This window comes from uncultured Chitinophaga sp., from assembly GCF_937898475.1.
Classification (GTDB): domain Bacteria; phylum Bacteroidota; class Bacteroidia; order Chitinophagales; family Chitinophagaceae; genus Chitinophaga.
Genome location: NZ_CALEJS010000016.1, coordinates 360,563 through 379,882, shown reverse-complemented (window position 1 = coordinate 379,882; position 19,320 = coordinate 360,563). Strand labels below are relative to the sequence as shown.

Here is a 19,320-nt window from a genome sequence, read left to right as displayed (position 1 = left end):
GCTTTAAAACTTTCCGAAAGGCAGTTTGGTATCGTGATAGTAGGCAAAGGTCCAGCCTTCACGTGTGCCGCGTTCCAGGTATTCCTGGCGCAGTTCCATGGCGCGTTTGCCATTGTAATCGTATTTGGCGATGAAGCGGTTCTTCATCTGTGATATCTGCGGCGCCTCGTCGCCACCAAAGAACACTTTATCTTCGCCGTCATCTATCAGGAACACCTGGTGATGGGGGCAGTGACCGCCGCTGTGCTCATAGTGGATATAACCGTCTATTGTGCCGTTGCCGTCTACAAATACTACATTATCACGTTGCTGTAAAAGGATGACGTCTTCTGCGTGGTAGGATTTGCCATCCATTTCAATGGCATAGTTCATTTCCTGCCTGTTCACATAATAGGTAGCCTGGGGAAAGGAAAGGCTGCGCTGACCGCTGACGGGGTCCAGCATGCTTACGCCGCCGGAGTGGTCTTTATGCAGGTGGCTCATGAGCACCTTAGTGATCTCCATGGGGTTTACGCCGTGATCGATCAGGTGCTGGTGCAGTTGCAGTACGCCGTCGGCATTACGGAAGCCAAGACCGGTATCCAGCAAAATATAGTCGCGATCTGTAATTACCAGGAAGGGTTGGATTTCTACCAGCAGCGAACCGTGATTACGTTGCTGCATGGTATCTTTTTTATCATCGAAAGGAATAAACTGCTTTGTTGCGTCTACTGTAAAAGATCCTTCAGATAAAGGAATAATACGTGCCATCCTGTAAAATTACAAATTCCCAATTCCAATACCCAAATTCCAGATTCCACATCTGGAATTCCCGTACATTAATTCCGGTTGAAGCGGCGGTTATTCCTGTTTACTGCGCTACGTTCCTTTAGCTGGCGGATGAGCTGACCACGAAACTCCCGTTCGGCCTTAAATACGTTGCCGGCTTTACGGGCAGGCAAAGCTTTAAGGAACTCCTGGTTGTAGCGTTTGCGTACATTCAGCATTTTCTGTTCAATATCCATTTCCGTATTCAGCGCCCTGCGGGCAGCTTCATCATCCTTTCTGTCTGATTGCCGGTTGCGCCTGCGTTCTGCAATTAACTGCTCTACTTCGCGGGTATAGTTATTATAGATGGGCCAGAATTTCTGTGCTTCTTCGGGGGTCAGGTTCAGTTGCTGGGAAAGGTAGGCCACTTCTGCAGATTTGATCTTATCTCTCAGTTCAGGGTTGTCCTTGTCCTGGGCCTTTGCCTGTATGCACAGGCAAAGAAACAGTGCGACAATAAATGATTGTATGTTAAAATGTTTCATGGATTAATTCGCTAATATTTCACCTCAGTTGGGCCATTCAGCGCTTTCCAGGTATTGCTGGATCTCTTCAGCCGGCAGGTCGTCGAGGTTAGTCGATATTTTAGGTAATTCATCCGCTACATCTTCTACACCGGATACATTTGCCAGAATGGCTTCCCTGTCAAATGCATCAGAATGTGACTGCAGGTATTCGAGGATCGCCTGGTCAGGCACGCCTGCCAGCTGTGCTTCGAAACTACCTGCGCCGTTGTTGTTACGCAACAGGAACAAGGTGCTGAGCCCCAGGAGGGCCAGCAGGCTGGCAGCCACTGCCCATAAGCGATAGCGCCTGCGTGAACGGATGGGAACTACCCTGGCAGGGGCAGGGGTATCCTGCTCCTGGGATATACCAGCCATGATCCTGGTACTGAGACCATCAAAATAGCCTTCCGGAGCGCTCAGGGGCAGCTGCCGGGGAGCTGCAGACAGCAAGGGGGACAGTGCAGAAAGTTCTTCCTCTACGGTCTCAGCTTCCAGTGAACGGATACGTTGCAGTACCTGCTCCGGGAGCTGGTTGAAATAGCCTGCCGGCACCTCGAAAGGTGGGGTTGGAGGCAAATGGAGACCGGGAACTATCTCCTCCAGTTCTTTCGCTATGTCATTCCCCTTGTTCATCATAGTATTTTAGACGATGGTGGTGGACAATAGTTTAATGGGTAATTACGTTATTATTTATCTAACTCCGGCTTTTTTTAACCGTTTCTTATAAATTCTTCTATTTTTTTAACGGCATGATGGTAGGATGCCTTCAGGGCGCCTTCGGAGGTTTCCAACACACGGCTCATTTCTTCATAGGGCATTTCATCATAATACCGCAGGTTAAATACAACGCGTTGTTTTTCCGGTAGGCTTAGAATGGCTTTTTGTAGTTTCCATTCCAGTTTGTTGGCGTCAAACTGACTATCTGCTCGTAATTTATTGCTAAGGCCTGTTTCGATATCAGACAAAGATACCGAGGACTTTCTTTTCTGCTGTTCCAGGAAGGTGAGGCATTCATTGGTGGCTATTTTATAGAGCCAGGTGAATAGCTGGGCATCTTCCCGGAACCCTTCCAGGTTCTTCCAGACCTTTATGAACACGTTCTGCAGCACATCGTTCGCATCCTCATGGTCTATTACCAGTCGGCGGATATGCCAGTATAGCCGTTCCTGGTATTTCTGGATAATAGCAGTAAAACCCCTCTCCCTGGTATCCGGTAGCCGGTATAACGCCAAAAGTGCTCTATCATCCTGTGTAAGGGCCATGGTAGGTTAAATGGACGCGCGTCTGCGCATTGTTACTGTTCTATCCTGTTAGTTTTGAATTTAAATAAAAAATCCATCTATAGATGGATTTTTTATTTAAAAGTTTAATCTGATATGCAACATCATTTTTGTTTGCGGCTAATGGCTTTTTCAGCTGCGGCTACGATGTGCTCCGGATCCAGTCCGTACTTCTTCAGCAGGTCAAGCGGTTTACCGCTTTCGCCAAAGGTATCGTTGGTACCCACATATTCGATCGGCACGGGCAGATGACGGGCGGCTACCTGTGCGATGCTGTCGCCCAGGCCTCCCAGCACGTTATGCTCTTCAGCGGTAACGGCGCAGCCGGTTTTCTTCAGGGAGCGCAGTACGGCTTCCTGGTCCAGCGGTTTGATAGTATGTATATTAATGATCTCTACGCTATAGCCTTTTTCTTCCAGTATTTTACCGGCTTCAACAGACAGCCATACCAGGTGACCGCAGGCAAAGAGGGTCACATCTGTACCTTCATGCAGTACCTGTGCTTTACCGATCTCGAAAGTCTGGTTCTCGGGGGTAAAGTTCGGCCATTTGGGACGGCCAAAACGAAGATAAACAGGGCCCTGGTGGTCGGCAATGGCGATGGTAGCGGCTTTGGTCTGGTTAAAATCGCAGGGCACGATCACGGTCATACCGGGCAGCATTTTCATCAGGCCGATATCTTCCAGGATCTGGTGGGTAGCACCGTCTTCGCCCAGGGTAAGGCCTGCGTGAGACGCACAGATCTTTACGTTCTTGCCTGAGTAGGCTACAGACTGGCGTATCTGGTCGTACACACGGCCGGTGGAGAAGTTGGCAAAGGTGGTGGTATAAGGTATTTTACCGCCGATGGTCATACCTGCGGCGATCCCTATCATGTTGGCCTCAGCAATACCGCACTGCACAAAGCGATCCGGGAATTCCTTAATAAAGGCATTCAGTTTCATGGAGCCCAGGAGGTCAGCGGTAAGCGCCACCACATTCGGGTTCTTACGGGCTACTTCCAGGATACCCTCTCCAAATCCTGCCCGTGTTTCTTTTTCATTTAAGGGTTGAATATCTTTTACCATATACCAGATGCTATTATTGTAAACGTAAAAATAGTTATTAATGCGCTGATATACTAATTACTCAGCACTTTATCCCGCAGGCTTACTTCCCATTGCCAGGCGGTACGCATCATATCCTCAATGCCGGTTTTAGGCTCCCAGCCCAGTTTTTCCCGGGCATGGGTATTATTGGCGTAGATAGCGATCACATCACCGGGGCGGCGGGGGCCCAGCTCGTAGTTCAGCTTAACACCGGAGATCTTTTCAAAGGCTCTGATGGCTTCCAGTACGGTTACACCGTTGCCGGTGCCCAGGTTGAACACCTCGCAGTTGCTGCCGTTCTTTTTGTCCAGCAGGTATTGCAGGGCGCGGGTATGGGCATTGGCAATGTCCATCACATGGATATAGTCGCGGATGCAGGAGCCGTCGCGGGTATCGTAATCATGGCCAAACACGATCATTTTGGGCCTTTTGCCGATAGCGGTCTGGGTGATCATGGGCACCAGGTTGTCTGGTTTTCCCAGGGGCAGCTCCCCGATCAGGGCGGAGGGATGCGCGCCTACGGGGTTGAAATAACGCAGCAGGATGGATTGCGTATCGTTTACCCTGCTGTAATCCTGGATGATCTGTTCTCCCATCTGTTTGGTACGGGCATAGGGCGACTGAGCCTCGCCCAGGGGCGTTTCTTCTACCACGGGCAGGGCCGTTGTATTGCCGTAAACAGAGCAGGAGGAGGAGAATACGAAGTTAGGGATCTTAAACTCCTGGATACATTTCAGGATATTAACAAGGGAGGTAAGGTTGTTATGGAAATACAGGAGCGGCTCTGCTACTGATTCCGGAACGGTTTTCAATGCAGCGAAGTGGATCACGCCGCATATATCGCGGTTCTCATGAAAAACGGCATGTGTATCTTCCAGGTTACAAAGATCTACTTTGTAATTATGGATCTTTTTGCCGGTAATTTTTTCAATGCCGTCCAATAATTGGGTGGTACTGCGGATGTTACTGTCCACAGAAACCACATCAAAGCCGTGATTGATCAGATCTACAATGGTATGCGCACCAATGTAACCACAACCACCGGTAACAAGAACCTTCATGGTGTATAGAATTTAGACTCTTTGTGATCAAACTTTTTGTTTCAGTACCTCTTCCAGGTATTGCCCGTAACCGCTTTTCAGCAAGGGTTTTGCCAGTTGCTGCAGTTGTTCCCTGGTAATAAAGCCTTTACGGAAGGCTATTTCCTCGATACAGGCTATTTTAATGCCCTGGCGTTGTTCTATCACCTGTACAAACTGGGTAGCCTGCATGAGTGAATCAAAGGTACCGGTATCCAGCCAGGCAGTGCCACGGGGCAGAATGGATACTTTCAGTTTACCGCGGCGCAGGTATTCCCTGTTCACGTCAGTGATCTCATACTCGCCGCGGGGGCTGGGTTTGAGATCGCGGGCAATGTTCACTACCTCGTTATCATAAAAATACAGGCCGGGTACGGCATAGCTGGATTTGGGCTGTTCAGGCTTCTCCTCGATAGATACCGCCTGCATATTATCGTCAAACTCAACTACCCCGTAGCGTTCAGGGTCTGATACGTGGTAAGCGTATACGATACCGCCGTCCGGATCCACGTTGTTGGCCAGCTGGGTGCCTAAACCTGCGCCATAGAATATATTATCGCCCAATACCAGGGCTACTTTGTCGTTGCCAATAAAATCGCAGCCAATTACGAAAGCCTGCGCCAGTCCATTGGGCTCAGCCTGTTCGGCATAGCTGAGCTGGAGGCCATACTGGCTGCCATCGCCAAAAAGGCGTTTAAAGGCGGGCAGGTCATGCGGGGTGGAGATGATCAGTATATCCTTTATACCTGCAAGCATCAGGGTGGACAAGGGGTAGTAGATCATGGGCTTATCGTAAATAGGCATGATCTGCTTACTGATAGCGTATGTGATGGGATGTAAGCGGGTACCGGAGCCACCTGCCAGAATGATGCCTTTCATCTGTCAATGAATTAATTAATGAATTAATTATGGTTAAAGGTGTAACAGCGAATGATCCGCTATTTTAACAAAATCTCACAAAAATAGGGGCTAGATCGGAATTTTTAATAAGAAAAGTTGGGGCATATAGCAGAAGGGCGGATCCGCAGACCCGCCCTTCTTTCTTATTTAATAAAAAGATTTACGACAAAATATACTGCAGCGGCTATCATGGCGCTGATGGGGATGGTCATGATCCATGCCCAGAGCAGGCTTACCGTAACGCCCCAACGTACGGCAGAGAGGCGTTTTGTTGCGCCAACGCCGATGATAGATCCGGTAATGGTGTGGGTGGTACTTACGGGAATACCCAGCGATTCTGTGAGATAAAGCGTGATAGCACCGGCGCTTTCAGCAGCCACACCTTCCAGCGGTGTCACCTTGGTAATACGGGTACCCATGGTCTTTACGATCTTCCAGCCGCCGCTCATGGTGCCCAGCGCAATGGCCGTGAAGCAGGCCAAAGGCACCCAGTTGGGCACATCTGTAATATTTTCGATAGAACCATGCGCCACCATGGCGGCTGCAATGATACCCATTACCTTCTGTGCATCATTACCGCCGTGGCCAAGGCTCAGGGCTGCGGAAGAGAGCAGCTGCAGTCGCTTGAACCAGTTCTCTGCCCGGAAAGGATTGGCCTTCTTACAGATATTTACGATAAGGATCGTGATCACAAAGGCCACCACCATACCTATAAAGGGCGCCAGCACAATAAAATATACGGTGGGCATTACCTTGGAATAGTTGATCACGTCGAATGAGCCGTGTGCATTGGCAACGGCAGCCCCAACGAAACCGCCTATCAGGGTATGCGAAGAGGAGGAGGGGATACCGTACCACCAGGTCATCAGGTTCCAGGCGATAGCGGCTACCAGCCCGCAAAAGATCACTTTCAGGGTAATATACTGCTCAAATACGGATTTGGCGATGGTATTACCTACCCTGAACTCCCCATAGATATACTTTGACATAAAAAAAGCGGCAAAATTGAATACTGCCGCCCAGAGCACAGCCTGAAAGGGCGTGAGCACCTTGGTGGATACAATTGTCGCTATAGAGTTGGCTGCATCGTGAAACCCATTGATATAGTCAAAGACGAAAGCCAATATGATAATAACAATTAGAAAAAACATAGTCTGAGAGATTACGTAAAACATTCACCTTCCTGCCTGTCCAGCCGGCGGATCAGGCGTACTTAATGATGATAGTTTCGATCACATTGGCGCAATCTTCACATTTATCGGTGGCTATCTCCAGCGCCTGGTATATTTCACGCATCTTGATCAGCTCTGCAGCATTGGTTTCCGTGCTGAAAAGGTCGGCTATGGCCATATCGTAGATATCGTCCGCATGGTTCTCAAGGCTGTTGATCTTCACGCAGGCGTCTGTGATATTGCGCATGTTCTTCATATCACGCAGCTCGGGGATCGCCTTGTGCAGTTCTGCCACACCCAGCCCGATCAGCTCAACGAGTTTGCGGATGCTGTCGTTCAGTTCATAAACTTTGTACAGGTCGATCCTTTTGGCGGAGCCGTGTATGTAATCGGCTACGTCGTCCAGGGTAGCAGCGAGATAGTGAATGTCTTCACGGTCAAAGGGGGTGATAAAATTCTGTCCCAGTTCTACGAAAATACGGTGGGTATAGTCGTCATTCTTGTGTTCCAGCCGTTCAATAAGGTGAACTTTATCTTTTCTGAGGGACAGGTCATTGGTGTTTACCAGTTCGTTCAGCACCTGGGCCATTTCCACCAGATTGGCAGCCACGTCCTCAAATAAAGAATAAAAAACCCTGTCTTTCGGCATAAAAAGTTTCACAAAAGAATTGAAGCCTCCCATATAGGTGTAATTTGAAATTTGCCGCAAAAATAGCTATCCACCCCCAATACCTCCAAGAAAAAAGCCGAATTAATAATTCCTTAACAGTGGGGTAATATAAAAGTAATATAGCAATTTTTCCTTTGCATAAGCTTTTGATCCTATATAAATGTCAGAAAAACGCCCGCTGGACATAGTTGTGATCTCCGATGTACACCTCGGGATCTACGGCTGTCATGCCAAAGAACTGGTGCAATACCTGGACAGTATTGACCCTAAAATGCTCATCCTGAACGGGGATATCATCGATATCTGGCAGTTCAGCAAGCGCTATTTCCCGAAAGCGCATACCAAGGTGATCCGCCGGATCCTGAAAATGATCGGCAAGGGTACGGATGTGTACTACCTCACCGGGAACCATGACGAGGCACTGCGTAAGTACGCCGGTTTCGGACTGGGTAATTTTACCATTGATAACAAGCTGATCCTGGAAGTAGATGGTAAAAAACACTGGTTTTTCCATGGAGACGTGTACGATGTGACCATGAAAAATTCCAAATGGCTGGCCAAACTGGGAGGAAAAGGGTATGATATCCTCATCATCCTGAACCGCCTGGTCAATAATGTCCTGGAAAAAATGGGACGGGAGAAGCTGTCTTTTTCCCGAAAGGTGAAGCACAGCGTGAAGCAGGCGGTGAAATTTATATCAGATTTTGAGCAGATCGTCGCAGAGATCGCTATTGACAAACAATTTGACGTGGTGTGCTGCGGGCACATCCATCAACCTATTATAAAGGAAATGCAGCATAACGGCAAAACCGTTACCTACCTGAACTCCGGAGACTGGGTAGAAAGCCTTACCTCGCTGGAATACAGCAGCGGGCAATGGCAATTATATCAGCACCCGGTTACCAGAACAAAGGTGGTGTTACCCGATGAGGAAGATGAGACCCCGCTTCCCTGGGAAGTATCCCGGGTGATCACCTTCCCGGCCCCATGAAGCCGTGACCTAATGCCAACACCTCCCCACTGCTACCGCTTATTATACCCTGCCGGTTGATTACCCGATTTTGATACTATTTTCACATAATTATAACAAGCGCTTAATATTAAATTAAAGATCGCGGGCTAAGTTTGCCTGAACCGTAATTATATAGCCGGGAAGCAGTAATACCAAATGAAATGAAAGTACTGAAGTTACACCCTTTAATGACCATATCCCTGCTGCAGATGCAGTTTCAGCGCCTGCTCTGTTGTAATGTAATGGTATATGTAAAGAATAAACCTGCCAGCGCTTTTGATACCCTCAGAGAAACAGGTTTTGCGGGAGATGGACTGATAGCGTATCCTATTGACGAAACATTGAGTCTGCGGGAGTTTGAAGCGGAGCTGGAGGACCATTTCAACGTCAGCCTGGAGCTATGCGGCAAAAGAGACAACAAACCCTTTATGAACAAAAGCCTTCACCTGTACCAGGTAAGCGCCATGGGAGCAGCTTATGAACACAGCACCAGGGAAGAGGGCAGCACACCGTTGGAGATCACCCTGGAAATGCTGCTGAACAGCCGGCAGACCCCGCCGGGCTTTTCTTTTTAAATTCCAGGAAAATCATCGGCATTACTTCATCTTACTGCAGGCTGCCACCGTGTAAACCCGTAATGATCGCCACAACAGATAACGATTTTTTAATGATTCCTTAACAATTAACATTCTGGTAATATTGCCATAACATTGCGATAACAGCGCGTTGATAGTTTTGCCGCAAATTCTATCAACTGGTGATGAAGAAAAGCAAACTAACAACGAAACTTTGGATATTCCTATTCCTTTTTGGTTTTATACACAACTCATTTGCAGCTGATCCCGGCAAAATCACAGGTAAAGTAATTGATAAAAAAACCGGTGAAGCATTGATCGGTGTTACGGTTATGGTGCAGGGAACTACTACCGGGGCTGTGACAGACGTTGAGGGCAGGTATATTATTAATGTAGGCGCAGGTAGTTATACACTGGATTTTAAGTACATGGGTTATCAAACCAAGTCAATAAGTGATGTAGTGGTAAAAGCGGCCGCTGTTACTAATCTGGATGTGATCATGGATGAACCTACATCCAAAGAACTGAAAGAAGTGGTGATAAGGGGCTCCTTCAAACAGGAAACACTTGCTTCACTTTACGCTTTTCAGAAGAACAATGTCAGCGTTTCTGACGGCATATCATCTGAGGTGATCAAAAAATCCCCCGACCGTAATACCGGTGAGGTATTGAAGCGTGTGAGCGGTGCTTCCATACAGGATAACAAGTTTGTAATTGTACGCGGATTAAGCGACCGTTATAATTCAACGCTGGTTAACAACGCACCCTTGCCCAGCTCTGAACCTGACCGCAAGGCTTTCTCCTTTGATATCGTTCCTGCGAACCTGATAGACCAGGTGGTGATCAATAAAACAGCAACACCTGATCTGCCTGGTGATTTCTCTGGTGGTATCGTATTGATGAAAACAAAAGACTTCCCCACCAACCGCACCATTGAGGTGAACTACGGGATTGGATACAATAGTAACGCTACTTTCAAAGATTTTTACGGTGCAAGGAAATATGGTTCGGATTATCTCGGGTTTGGTAAAGGATCGAGAAAGCTTCCGTCCTCTTTCCCTTCTACCAGGGAAGAGTATGTTAACATGACACGTGATCAGCGCCTGACGCTGTCCAGGGATTTCAAGAATACATGGGGTATTGAAAAGAGAGGTACTGTGCTGCCTTCCCAGAACCTGCAGGTTGTTTACGGAAACTCCTATAAGCTGAAGAATGACTATACCCTCGGTACGCTGCTCTCTGTTTCTTACCGTAACAGTGCCACCATTAATGACCAGATAAGAAACGATTTCAACGAGATCAACTACAATACCAGTGGCAAGGGAATTCCCTTGTTCGAGTATAACGATAAGATATATCGTTTCAATACCAGCACAGGGGCACTGGCAAATTTTGCCATCAGCAGAAAAAATTCCAAGATTTCCTGGAAGAATATTTTTAACCAGACATTTGATGATAACTATATAGCACGTACGGGTATCTTTGACCAGGACTATGTGCAGAGGAACCTGCAGTTTGAGGTAGCACAGAAGTCCCTGATCAACACCATGCTTGAGGGAGATCATCGCCTGGGGCCTGGTAACGCAAAACTGACCTGGGACCTGTCTTTTAGCCGTACCAAACGTGATCAGCCTGACCTGAGAAGATTATATTATTCAAAAGGTATAGACGATGCTGACAATGATGCTATTCCGTACCAGGCATCTGTTCCACAGGTAGCTACGCCATCTACTGCCGGGCGGTTTTACAGTAAGCTTACGGAAAACATGTATGCAGGCGCTTTGAATTATCAGCAGCCATTCAAGATTGCAGGTCAGACCCAGTCCGTTAAAGTGGGTGTCTGGAAAACATACAGGAAGCGGAACTTCAATGCAAGGGTGTTGGGTTATGTTAGAACAGACTACAGCCAGTTTAATTCTGGACTGCTGAACCTACCGCCTGACCAGATATTTGCTCCGGAGAATATAGGGCCTGAAGGCTTTATTATGGACGAGATCACTGATCCCCGTAACAAGTATGACGCCAGTGGCGATCTTTCAGCAGGTTATGTAATGTTCAATAATCAGATGTTGGACAAGTTAAAACTGATATGGGGTGTTCGTTATGAGAATTACAATGAGAAGCTGAATACTGCAGACAATTCAGGTCCTATATATGTTCGTAATAAGTATAGTGACTTCCTGCCATCATTGAATGCTACCTATGCAGTAACAGACAAGTCTAACATCCGCGCCAGCTATTCCAGAACACTGGCAAGGGCGGAATTCAGAGAACTGGCGCCTTTCCCTTTCTATAATTTTGAAACCGGTGTGGTGCTCATCGGTAATCCTGACCTGAAGCGTACCCGGATCGACAACTTTGATGTGAGATTTGAGTATTTCCCCGCATCAGGGCAAATACTGTCCTTCTCAGGCTTCTACAAACGCCTGGATAAGCCGATCGAGCTGTTCGTAAATGCCGGTGCCACAGCCGCAAGTAAGACAATGTCTTATATCAACGCTCCGAATGCAACCGTATACGGGGGAGAAATGGAAGTGCGTCAGAACCTGGCATTCATCAGCGATCATTCAAAGCTGGCGCAAGGCCTGACAGCTTATGCAAACTTGTCGCTGATAAAATCCGAAGTCGATTTTTCTTCACTGCAATTACTTACTATCAATAACAAACGTGCATTGCAGGGGCAATCACCTTACCTGATCAACGGTGGGCTTCAGTATGCCAACGTGAATAACGATTTTCTTGTAAATGTCTTGTATAACCGTATTGGCCGCCGTTTATCTGTTGTAGGTTATGGACAGTTTGTAGGTGGCAAGTTCCAGGCCGATTACCCGGATATTTATGAAGCACCCCGTGACCTGATTGATCTGCAGGTTAGCAAGAAGATCCTTAAAAACAGAGGTGAACTAAAACTGAACGTGAGCGATCTGCTTAATCAGCGTTTAAACTTCTATCAGGACCTGAATAATAACAAGCGCTACGACAAAGGCAATGATCAGCTTATCAATAGCGTAAAATACGGTTACAACCTTACCATGTCATTTGGTTATAAATTTTAATGTTAGCGTATCCATAACATTCACTTAACATACGCTTAATACACCGAAAGTAATTTAGCACGTAAATCGAAAAATTAAACTGTCATGATTAAATTGAAATCTTTTGCTGCTTTGTTCTTGGCTGCTACATTGGGTTTTGTAGCTTGTAGTGATGATGATAACCCAACACCTCCTCCAACGGGATCTAAAGAGGGTGTAGTTGAAGGGCAGATAACAGGAAACAGAACGTTGTCATCAGATACTGTTTATACACTGAAAGGCTATGTACGGGTAATGAACGGCGGTTCTCTTACCATTCAACCTGGTACTGTTATTAAAGGTGATAAAGCTACAAAGGCAGCGCTGATAATTGAAAAGGGAGGGCAGATCCACGCCAGGGGTACTGCCGAAGATCCTATTGTATTTACTTCCAACCAGGCTAAAGGTTCCAGAGCTATAGGTGACTGGGCAGGTATTATCATCGCGGGTAACGCTAAGGTTAATACTGCTGATGGTACTGGTCAGTACGAAGGCGGCATCCTGGGTACCGGTGTTGCAGCTTACGGTGGTACGAATGATGACGATAACTCCGGTGAATTCTATTATGTTCGCATTGAATATGCAGGTATCGCTATAGAAAAAGACAAAGAGATCAACGGTTTGACACTTTGTGGCGTTGGCCGTCAGACTCAGATACACCACGTACAGATTTCCTTTGGTGGTGATGATGGTTTTGAAATGTTCGGTGGAACCGTGAACCTGAATAATGTAATTGTTTACAAAACTACCGATGATGACTTTGATTTTGACCAGGGTTATACCGGTTCTCTGCAATTCGGTATCTCCATCAAAGATCCAAAGATTGTTGACGGCGCGGGTACTTCCAGAGGCATTGAATTAGAGAACAAAGGTAGTGTAGCCGGTTCTCTGTTCTCCAGGCCGATGATCTCCAACTTTACCTTTGTAGGTGGTACCGCTGCCGGCGAAACTCAACATGGCGCAGGCGTTCACTTTGGCCTGAACAGCCGTTTTGTGTTCCGCAACAATATCGTGATTGACGCAAAAACTGTTGCTGTTGAAATTAACGGTGAAGATCCTGCAGGTAGCCTGAAAAACGGTACTTCAGAACTGAAAGATAACCTGTTGTTCAGTGCCGGTGGTGATTTTAGAGTTTCTAATCAAACTGCTTTTGTGGATGCAACTGCTTTGAAAGCCCTGGCCACTGGTGAGGCTAACGCTAACGTTGTTTTAGCAGACGTTGCTGCTGCTGGTATTGAAAACGTTGCTGCTGCTGCTCCCAACCTGAAGCTGAAAGCCGAATCTCCCGCCAAGACAGGCGCTAACTTTGACGGCTCACTGAATACTGCTTTCTTCCAGAAGGTAACTTACCGTGGCGCAATGGATGGAACGGACTGGACTGCGGGTTGGGCTAACTGGGATCCTCAGAACACTGATTATTAATATCAAGCGTAACGTAAGCGTAGATTTTCATAAACTGTTCAATACCGTCCGGCTCTATAGCTGGACGGTTTTTTATATCCGTTTCATTTTGGTACTCTGATGAACTTGCGACCTGAGTGCCCCGCGACCCGTGAAAAGAGCCAGGCATCCACCCTTATCTCATCTTGGCCCAGCCGCTCTATCTGCAGGCCGGCCGGCTCTTCGGCAGTTACCAGTTTAATCTTGTTATCTACCAGTGATAGATGATAGTTGCCCTCATTCTGGTAATTATTGGTATGGAATACATAAGTGCCATTTTCGCGGAATATGTAGTAAGAAGAGTCGCCTGTAACGATCGGCAGCCAGCGGGCACTGTCTGTATTATACCTGCTGGTTAATTGCCAGGTACCGTTAAGGTCTGTTGGAGCAACTGGTTCAGCCTGTTCCTGGTCATTTTTTGAGCAGGCGGTAAAGACCAGTGCAGTTAAAAGAAGGGTGATACCATATAAGGGCAGTTTCATACGGGAGCCATTTAACATTAAAACGCAATTTTTGATAAAGTTGTTACATTTTCTGGGAACTATTGTGAACCGGCAGCCATCATAATGATAATATTGCCATAACATTTCCATAACATTCGCTCGGTATTTTTGATCTAAGCTGTATGCGGACAAAACAGCTTACCCGTTTAACGAACTAATTTCTAACCAGTTAAAAACCAGCGGCAGCAAGATCAACCCGCTTTATACCAATGCGTACCTGCTATCTAACACTACCAAGGGTTACCGTTACAGTATTACCGGCCAGGTGAGCAAACGCTTTAAACCTGGCCTGATTGTATCGGCAGCCTATACTTACGGTCTGGCAAAGGATATTACCAATGGTATCCGTAACTCCATGGAATCTAACTGGCAGCTGAACCAGGCGCTGAACCCAAATAATCCGCAGCTGGCCTATTCCAACTTCGATATTCGCCATCGTATCGTAGCTACTGTCAGCTATAAAGTGGGTCTGACCCGGGATCTCCCTATTCCAGGGATTTCTTCGCATCTCGTTATCAAATGCAGTTAGGTTTGAGGTATAGTTTCTAAAAAGAACATATATACATCAACAAAAAAGCTTCCCGGCTCAACGGCGGGAAGCTTTTCCATTACAGGTAAAACGCGCTTAATTCAGTTTGGCCGCATATTTCTCCGGGTTCTTGTCAAATACCCCTTTGCAGGTTACCGAGCAAAAATGTACCGTGTCGCCCTTGTATATGCTGAACTCCTGGTAGCTGGTATCGTATGGCATTTCGCACACCGGGTCACCTGGCTTACCATTCACTGCAACAGTAGCCGTGGCAGTTGCAGTCGTATCTTCTGTGGCGGTTGATTGCTGGCCGGACGGAGCGCCGCAGGCCAGAAAAAAAACAGCCAGGGAGAGCGCAAATAATACTTTATACATGAGTGATGTTTTTAAAGCTGATTTTCCTGGTTAATGCGCATAACTACAATGCGGTAGTGCAGTTTAAGGCTCAGGCCCAGCACACAGGCGCATAAAAGTCCTATCATGAGCACCAGGCCCGTAAAGCTCTGAGCAAACCTGAATGCCTGCGGCAGGTAGGGTAAGAGGGCTACCAGCAGGGCAAGCAGCAATATATTGCGGATCTCCTTTCTGTATTGTTTCAATAAAGCTGTCATCTTAATGGATTTTAAAACCCTGCAAATATACACCAAAAAGACGTGCCACCCGGTGAGCATCCAGGTGGCACGTATATGTAAAAAGTTATTGTTTTGATAAAATTACCAGATCACTACACGGGCTGAATCCGGCAGTGTCATTTTGCCACCGGTGCAGCCCCAGGCTTCCTGGAATTCTTTCATGTGTGGCAGCGGGCCATTGATACGGTAACGCGCAGGTGAATGCGGGTCTGTCTGTATCTGCTGACGCAGTGCGGGATCTGTGGTGTTGGCATGCCATACTTGCGCCCAACCCAGGAAGAATCGCTGTTTCCAGTTATAGCCATCGATAGGCGCCGGTTCAGGTTTGCCTTCCAGGGATTTAACCAGTGCGTAATAGGCCAGGGTAAGGCCACCCAGGTCTGCTACGTTTTCGCCCAGTGTCAGCTGGCCATTGATGGAGAAGCCGGGAAGCGCTTCTATACCACCGAAATACTGTGCGTATTTACCGGTCAGCTTATCAAAGTTGGCGCGGTCAGCGGCCGTCCACCAGTTTTTCAGGTTGCCTTCAGCATCGAACTGAGAGCCCTGGTCGTCAAAACCATGGGTAAATTCGTGGCCTATTACGGCAATGATACCACCATAGTTGATCGCATCGTCTGCATTTGGATTAAAGAAGGGCGGCTGCAGGATGCCTGCGGGGAACACCACTTCGTTGTTGGTAGGATTATAGTACGCATTCACCGTTTGCGGTGTCATGAGCCATTCTTTTTTGTCTACCGGCTTGCCGATCTTCTTAACCGCTTCATCATTTCTGTACAGGTTGGCTGCGATCACGTTTTCGATGAGGGTGCCTGGCTGGATGTTAATGCTGGAATAGTCTTTCCACTTATCAGGATAGCCTATTTTGTAAGTAAAGGAGGCCAGTTTCTTGTGCGCCATCTGCTTGGTAGAATCGCTCATCCAGGTAAGTTTATCGATCCTTTCACCGTATACCTTACGCACGTTCTCGATCATTTCAGAAACTTTCTGTTTGGAATCTTCCGGGAAGTATTTTTTCACGAACACTTTACCCAGTGGCATGCCCATGTTGCCATCTGTAGAGCGGATGGCCCTTTCGTCACGTTTCTTCTGTTCCTTCTGACCTCTCATTACGGTGCCGTAGAAATGGAAATTGGCGTCATCGAATTTCTTCGGCAGGAAGCCGGCAAAATCGCTGAGCAGCCGCCAGCGGGCGTACAGCTTCAGTGTTTCCAGCGGGGTTGCTTTCAGTAGCGTGCCTGCATTTTTCAGGTAAGCTTTATCTTCAATAATAATAGTGTCTGTTTTCTTAATATCCTGTGCACTGGCGTATCCATCCCAGTCAAATTGCGGCGCCAGTGTTTTTAATTCGGAAAATGGCGCTTTGTTGTAGGTCTTTACAGGATCGCGGCGCTGCACGTTGGTAAGCTGCAGTTTGGCCAGTTTGGTTTCGAAGGCCAGTAACGTTTTGCCCGGGTTCTTATCGGTCCAGCCAGCCATCGCGAACATGGTGTCCACATGCTTCACAAACTCATTTCTAACGTTCACGGTGTTAGAGTCCGTTCTGTCATAGTAGCTTCTTTCGCCAAGGCTTAGTCCGTCCTGGTATGCATATAGCGCATTCATGGAACTGTTTCTGGCATCAGCATCTACGTAGAAAGCAGCAAAGGTAGGTACGCCGAACTTCTGCAGTTCGCCGCTTACTTTAGACCATTCTTCCAGGGATTTTACTGCATTGATCTTATCAAGATAGGGCTGCAGGGGAGAGATGCCCAGCTTTTCGATGGTAGCGGTATCGAGAAAGGAGCGGTAGTAATCAGCGATCTGCTGTTCTTCTGTTCCTTTTTTGAGATCGGTCATGGCGGTGATCTCTGCGATGATGCCTTTGAGCCTTACTTCCTTGTTCTCCTTATCCAGCACATTAAAAGCGCCCCAGCGGCTTTCAGTGGAAGGAATAGGGTTATTCTTTTTCCAGTTGCCGTTGGCAAATTCGTCAAAGTCGTCGCAGGGTTTAATGGTAGAATCTATGGAGTTGACAGCAAAGGCAGGTACTTTGGTAGAATCCGCCCCCGCCTCTTGTGAAGAGCTTTGGGAGTTACAGGCTGCCACAGAAGTCATGGCTGCCAGCAACAAAAGCTTTACAGCATGCGTGTTATTCATAAGTAAAACAGGTTTAGTGGCTAAATATACAGGATTTAACTATTAAATAATCACTGTCAACTAATTTAGCTAGGTTTGTATTTACAAAAAGTGAGAACATGTCTTCAAAGTTTGGATTATTCAGGTTCCTGAGTATCATCAATTTACTGATAGCAGGTTTCCTTGTACTGATGTTGTTGCTGGGTTTACTTTTTATGCCCGCTATGTCGCCGGTGCTTATTTTTATGCTGTTAACCGGGGCCGTTGTGATACACAGTTTTTTGAGCATAGGCCTGCAGCAAAGCATTAAAGACCCTTCCAGGCAGCTGAAGTCCAGCACGCCGGGAGGGCTGCGTATCATGGGCTTCATGGCCATTTTCTATGCGGTGCTGCTGATCACCAACGGGATATTTGTGCTGAGGAATATTGAAGAGATGCTGCCACAGTTGGTGCAACAGATGCCTAAGAGCCAGCCGGCGCCCAGCCTGCAATCCCTGCGTAGTATGATGACCGGCTTTATTATTGTGCTGATCCTGCATGCAGCAGCCGTATTGGTGAACTGCGCCCTGTCTTTTGCCTATCTGCGGCAATGGCAGGAAACGAATAAATAGCAGTTGTTAATAGCGGAAGGCTAACGTCTGTAGACTAATTGCCAACTGCCAACCGTCAAATGATTTTATGGAGCCTTTAGCAGAAAGATTAAGACCAACAACGCTGGATGAGCTGGTGGGGCAAGCGCATCTTACCGGTGAAGGCAGCATTCTACGTAAAGCTATAGGGCAGGGCAAAATACCTTCCATGATATTGTGGGGCCCTCCCGGAGTAGGAAAGACCACCATCGCCAACATCATCGCCCATACGCTGCAGGCGCCGTTCTATACGCTGAGCGCCATCTCCGCTGGCGTAAAGGAAGTGCGGGAAGTGATTGAAATTGCACGGCGGCAGGGACATGCTGTGCTGTTCATAGACGAGATACACCGCTTCAATAAATCCCAGCAGGATGCATTGCTGGGCGCTGTGGAGAAAGGTATCATCACCCTCATTGGCGCTACAACAGAGAACCCTTCTTTTGAAGTAAATTCAGCATTGTTATCCCGCAGCCAGGTGTATGTGCTGAAACCCCTGGATAAAAAAGAGCTGTTACAGCTGTTGCAGCAGGCCATGGAGAAAGATGAATGGCTGGGCAGTAAAAAGATCGAGCTCAAAGAAACCGCTGCGCTGCTGAACATTTCAGGAGGCGATGCCCGCAAGCTGCTGAACCTCTTTGAGCTGGTGGTAGATACCCTGCAGGAATACCCGCTGGTGATCACAGACAAGAAGGTAATGGACATTGCGCAGCAGCGTATTGCTATTTACGATAAGGGTGGTGAACAACATTATGATATCATATCCGCCTTTATCAAGTCTATCAGGGGCAGTGATCCCAATGGCGCGGTATACTGGCTGGCAAGAATGATTGAAGGCGGAGAGGATGTAAAGTTCATTGCCCGCCGCATGGTGATACTGGCATCGGAAGATATCGGTAATGCCAACCCGAACGCCCAGTTACTGGCCACCAGCTGTTTCCAGGCGGTGAACATGATCGGTTTCCCGGAGGCCCGGATCATTCTTTCGCAATGTGCTACCTACCTGGCGTCTTCTCCCAAGAGCAATGCCGCCTATATGGCCATTAACAATGCACAATCGCTGGTGGCGCGAACCGGGGATCTGCCCGTACCGCTGCACATACGTAATGCTCCCACCAAGCTGATGAAACAGCTGAACTACGGCAAGGATTACGCCTATTCACATGATTTTGAAAATAGCTTTTCCGCCCAGGAATACCTGCCGGATGAGATAAGCGGTACTAAGCTATACGATCCCGGTAAAAATGCCAGGGAAGAGGAATTACGGCGCTATCTGAAAGGGCTGTGGAAGGATAAATACAATTATTGA

General features: G+C 47.5%; 20 protein-coding genes. 7 read left to right on the top strand and 13 right to left on the bottom strand.

The window, feature by feature from the left end; translation table 11 throughout:
* Positions 1-3: 3 nt before the first annotated feature.
* The 9 genes from Q0577_RS11420 to Q0577_RS11380 form a co-directional block, all read right to left on the bottom strand.
* A complete protein-coding gene (locus tag Q0577_RS11420; protein WP_298736227.1) occupies positions 4-750 on the bottom strand; it encodes an MBL fold metallo-hydrolase in 747 nt (248 codons plus the stop codon).
* A gap of 68 nt (positions 751-818) precedes the next feature.
* Positions 819-1,292 carry a hypothetical protein gene (locus Q0577_RS11415; RefSeq protein ID WP_298736226.1) on the bottom strand — a complete coding sequence of 158 codons (474 nt, stop codon included), beginning with the start codon at positions 1,290-1,292 and terminating at the stop codon, positions 819-821.
* 24 nt (positions 1,293-1,316) lie between these two features.
* On the bottom strand, positions 1,317-1,946 hold the full coding sequence (locus Q0577_RS11410; RefSeq protein ID WP_298736223.1) for a hypothetical protein: 630 nt from the start codon (positions 1,944-1,946) through the stop codon (positions 1,317-1,319).
* Between the two features lie 77 nt (positions 1,947-2,023).
* The gene (locus tag Q0577_RS11405) at positions 2,024-2,575 is read right to left on the bottom strand and encodes a sigma-70 family RNA polymerase sigma factor (protein WP_298736221.1); all 552 of its coding nucleotides are present in this window, start codon (positions 2,573-2,575) and stop codon (positions 2,024-2,026) included.
* A 122-nt stretch (positions 2,576-2,697) separates the two neighbouring features.
* Positions 2,698-3,660, bottom strand: coding sequence for a transketolase family protein (locus Q0577_RS11400; RefSeq protein WP_298736218.1), 963 nt, complete (start codon positions 3,658-3,660; stop codon positions 2,698-2,700).
* Positions 3,661-3,713: 53 nt separating this feature from the next.
* Positions 3,714-4,742 carry a UDP-glucose 4-epimerase GalE gene (gene galE, locus Q0577_RS11395; RefSeq protein WP_298736215.1) on the bottom strand — a complete coding sequence of 343 codons (1,029 nt, stop codon included), beginning with the start codon at positions 4,740-4,742 and terminating at the stop codon, positions 3,714-3,716.
* 27 nt (positions 4,743-4,769) lie between these two features.
* Positions 4,770-5,639, bottom strand: coding sequence for a glucose-1-phosphate thymidylyltransferase RfbA (gene rfbA / locus Q0577_RS11390; protein ID WP_298736212.1), 870 nt, complete (start codon positions 5,637-5,639; stop codon positions 4,770-4,772).
* Between the two features lie 164 nt (positions 5,640-5,803).
* Positions 5,804-6,811 carry an inorganic phosphate transporter gene (locus tag Q0577_RS11385; RefSeq protein WP_298736209.1) on the bottom strand — a complete coding sequence of 336 codons (1,008 nt, stop codon included), beginning with the start codon at positions 6,809-6,811 and terminating at the stop codon, positions 5,804-5,806.
* 52 nt (positions 6,812-6,863) lie between these two features.
* Positions 6,864-7,514 carry a DUF47 family protein gene (locus Q0577_RS11380; RefSeq protein WP_298736206.1) on the bottom strand — a complete coding sequence of 217 codons (651 nt, stop codon included), beginning with the start codon at positions 7,512-7,514 and terminating at the stop codon, positions 6,864-6,866.
* Between the two features lie 148 nt (positions 7,515-7,662).
* Between Q0577_RS11380 and Q0577_RS11375 the strand changes: the two genes are divergently transcribed.
* The 4 genes from Q0577_RS11375 to Q0577_RS11360 all read left to right on the top strand — a co-directional run bounded on the left by Q0577_RS11375 (position 7,663) and on the right by Q0577_RS11360 (position 13,585).
* A complete protein-coding gene (locus tag Q0577_RS11375) occupies positions 7,663-8,493 on the top strand; it encodes a UDP-2,3-diacylglucosamine diphosphatase (RefSeq protein WP_298736204.1) in 831 nt (276 codons plus the stop codon).
* A 182-nt stretch (positions 8,494-8,675) separates the two neighbouring features.
* Positions 8,676-9,089: a hypothetical protein gene (locus Q0577_RS11370; RefSeq protein ID WP_298736201.1), complete on the top strand. Its 414-nt coding sequence runs from the start codon at positions 8,676-8,678 to the stop codon at positions 9,087-9,089.
* Positions 9,090-9,274: 185 nt separating this feature from the next.
* Positions 9,275-12,145, top strand: a complete 2,871-nt coding sequence (locus tag Q0577_RS11365; protein WP_298736199.1) for a TonB-dependent receptor — start codon at positions 9,275-9,277, stop codon at positions 12,143-12,145.
* An 84-nt stretch (positions 12,146-12,229) separates the two neighbouring features.
* Entirely contained in the window at positions 12,230-13,585 is a 1,356-nt protein-coding gene (locus Q0577_RS11360) for a hypothetical protein (protein ID WP_298736198.1), read from the top strand.
* An 83-nt stretch (positions 13,586-13,668) separates the two neighbouring features.
* Here the strand turns inward: Q0577_RS11360 and Q0577_RS11355 are convergent, their stop codons facing one another.
* Positions 13,669-14,085, bottom strand: coding sequence for a hypothetical protein (locus Q0577_RS11355; RefSeq protein WP_298736196.1), 417 nt, complete (start codon positions 14,083-14,085; stop codon positions 13,669-13,671).
* 286 nt (positions 14,086-14,371) lie between these two features.
* On the opposite strand from Q0577_RS11355, the gene Q0577_RS11350 reads away from it, so the two are divergent.
* Positions 14,372-14,635: a hypothetical protein gene (locus Q0577_RS11350; RefSeq protein ID WP_298736194.1), complete on the top strand. Its 264-nt coding sequence runs from the start codon at positions 14,372-14,374 to the stop codon at positions 14,633-14,635.
* A 96-nt stretch (positions 14,636-14,731) separates the two neighbouring features.
* On the opposite strand, the gene Q0577_RS11345 is transcribed toward Q0577_RS11350, so the two are convergent.
* The 3 genes from Q0577_RS11345 to Q0577_RS11335 all read right to left on the bottom strand — a co-directional run bounded on the left by Q0577_RS11345 (position 14,732) and on the right by Q0577_RS11335 (position 17,406).
* The gene (locus Q0577_RS11345; protein ID WP_298736192.1) at positions 14,732-15,010 is read right to left on the bottom strand and encodes a YHS domain-containing protein; all 279 of its coding nucleotides are present in this window, start codon (positions 15,008-15,010) and stop codon (positions 14,732-14,734) included.
* An 11-nt stretch (positions 15,011-15,021) separates the two neighbouring features.
* Positions 15,022-15,246, bottom strand: coding sequence for a hypothetical protein (locus tag Q0577_RS11340; protein WP_298736189.1), 225 nt, complete (start codon positions 15,244-15,246; stop codon positions 15,022-15,024).
* A 102-nt stretch (positions 15,247-15,348) separates the two neighbouring features.
* Complete coding sequence (locus Q0577_RS11335) at positions 15,349-17,406, bottom strand: M13 family metallopeptidase (RefSeq protein WP_298736186.1); 2,058 nt, start codon at positions 17,404-17,406, stop codon at positions 15,349-15,351.
* 98 nt (positions 17,407-17,504) lie between these two features.
* On the opposite strand from Q0577_RS11335, the gene Q0577_RS11330 reads away from it, so the two are divergent.
* Positions 17,505-17,996: a hypothetical protein gene (locus tag Q0577_RS11330; protein WP_298736184.1), complete on the top strand. Its 492-nt coding sequence runs from the start codon at positions 17,505-17,507 to the stop codon at positions 17,994-17,996.
* Positions 17,997-18,063: 67 nt separating this feature from the next.
* Positions 18,064-19,320, top strand: a complete 1,257-nt coding sequence (locus Q0577_RS11325; protein ID WP_298736182.1) for a replication-associated recombination protein A — start codon at positions 18,064-18,066, stop codon at positions 19,318-19,320.

Coding starts and splice junctions, on each gene's coding strand:
- Q0577_RS11420 (WP_298736227.1), bottom strand. CDS start 750: ATGGCACGTATTATTCCTTTATCTGAAGGATCTTTTACAGTAGACGCA.
- Q0577_RS11415 (WP_298736226.1), bottom strand. CDS start 1,292: ATGAAACATTTTAACATACAATCATTTATTGTCGCACTGTTTCTTTGC.
- Q0577_RS11410 (WP_298736223.1), bottom strand. CDS start 1,946: ATGAACAAGGGGAATGACATAGCGAAAGAACTGGAGGAGATAGTTCCC.
- Q0577_RS11405 (WP_298736221.1), bottom strand. CDS start 2,575: ATGGCCCTTACACAGGATGATAGAGCACTTTTGGCGTTATACCGGCTA.
- Q0577_RS11400 (WP_298736218.1), bottom strand. CDS start 3,660: ATGGTAAAAGATATTCAACCCTTAAATGAAAAAGAAACACGGGCAGGA.
- galE (WP_298736215.1), bottom strand. CDS start 4,742: ATGAAGGTTCTTGTTACCGGTGGTTGTGGTTACATTGGTGCGCATACC.
- rfbA (WP_298736212.1), bottom strand. CDS start 5,639: ATGAAAGGCATCATTCTGGCAGGTGGCTCCGGTACCCGCTTACATCCC.
- Q0577_RS11385 (WP_298736209.1), bottom strand. CDS start 6,811: ATGTTTTTTCTAATTGTTATTATCATATTGGCTTTCGTCTTTGACTAT.
- Q0577_RS11380 (WP_298736206.1), bottom strand. CDS start 7,514: ATGGGAGGCTTCAATTCTTTTGTGAAACTTTTTATGCCGAAAGACAGG.
- Q0577_RS11375 (WP_298736204.1), top strand. CDS start 7,663: ATGTCAGAAAAACGCCCGCTGGACATAGTTGTGATCTCCGATGTACAC.
- Q0577_RS11370 (WP_298736201.1), top strand. CDS start 8,676: ATGAAAGTACTGAAGTTACACCCTTTAATGACCATATCCCTGCTGCAG.
- Q0577_RS11365 (WP_298736199.1), top strand. CDS start 9,275: ATGAAGAAAAGCAAACTAACAACGAAACTTTGGATATTCCTATTCCTT.
- Q0577_RS11360 (WP_298736198.1), top strand. CDS start 12,230: ATGATTAAATTGAAATCTTTTGCTGCTTTGTTCTTGGCTGCTACATTG.
- Q0577_RS11355 (WP_298736196.1), bottom strand. CDS start 14,085: ATGAAACTGCCCTTATATGGTATCACCCTTCTTTTAACTGCACTGGTC.
- Q0577_RS11345 (WP_298736192.1), bottom strand. CDS start 15,010: ATGTATAAAGTATTATTTGCGCTCTCCCTGGCTGTTTTTTTTCTGGCC.
- Q0577_RS11340 (WP_298736189.1), bottom strand. CDS start 15,246: ATGACAGCTTTATTGAAACAATACAGAAAGGAGATCCGCAATATATTG.
- Q0577_RS11335 (WP_298736186.1), bottom strand. CDS start 17,406: ATGAATAACACGCATGCTGTAAAGCTTTTGTTGCTGGCAGCCATGACT.
- Q0577_RS11330 (WP_298736184.1), top strand. CDS start 17,505: ATGTCTTCAAAGTTTGGATTATTCAGGTTCCTGAGTATCATCAATTTA.
- Q0577_RS11325 (WP_298736182.1), top strand. CDS start 18,064: ATGGAGCCTTTAGCAGAAAGATTAAGACCAACAACGCTGGATGAGCTG.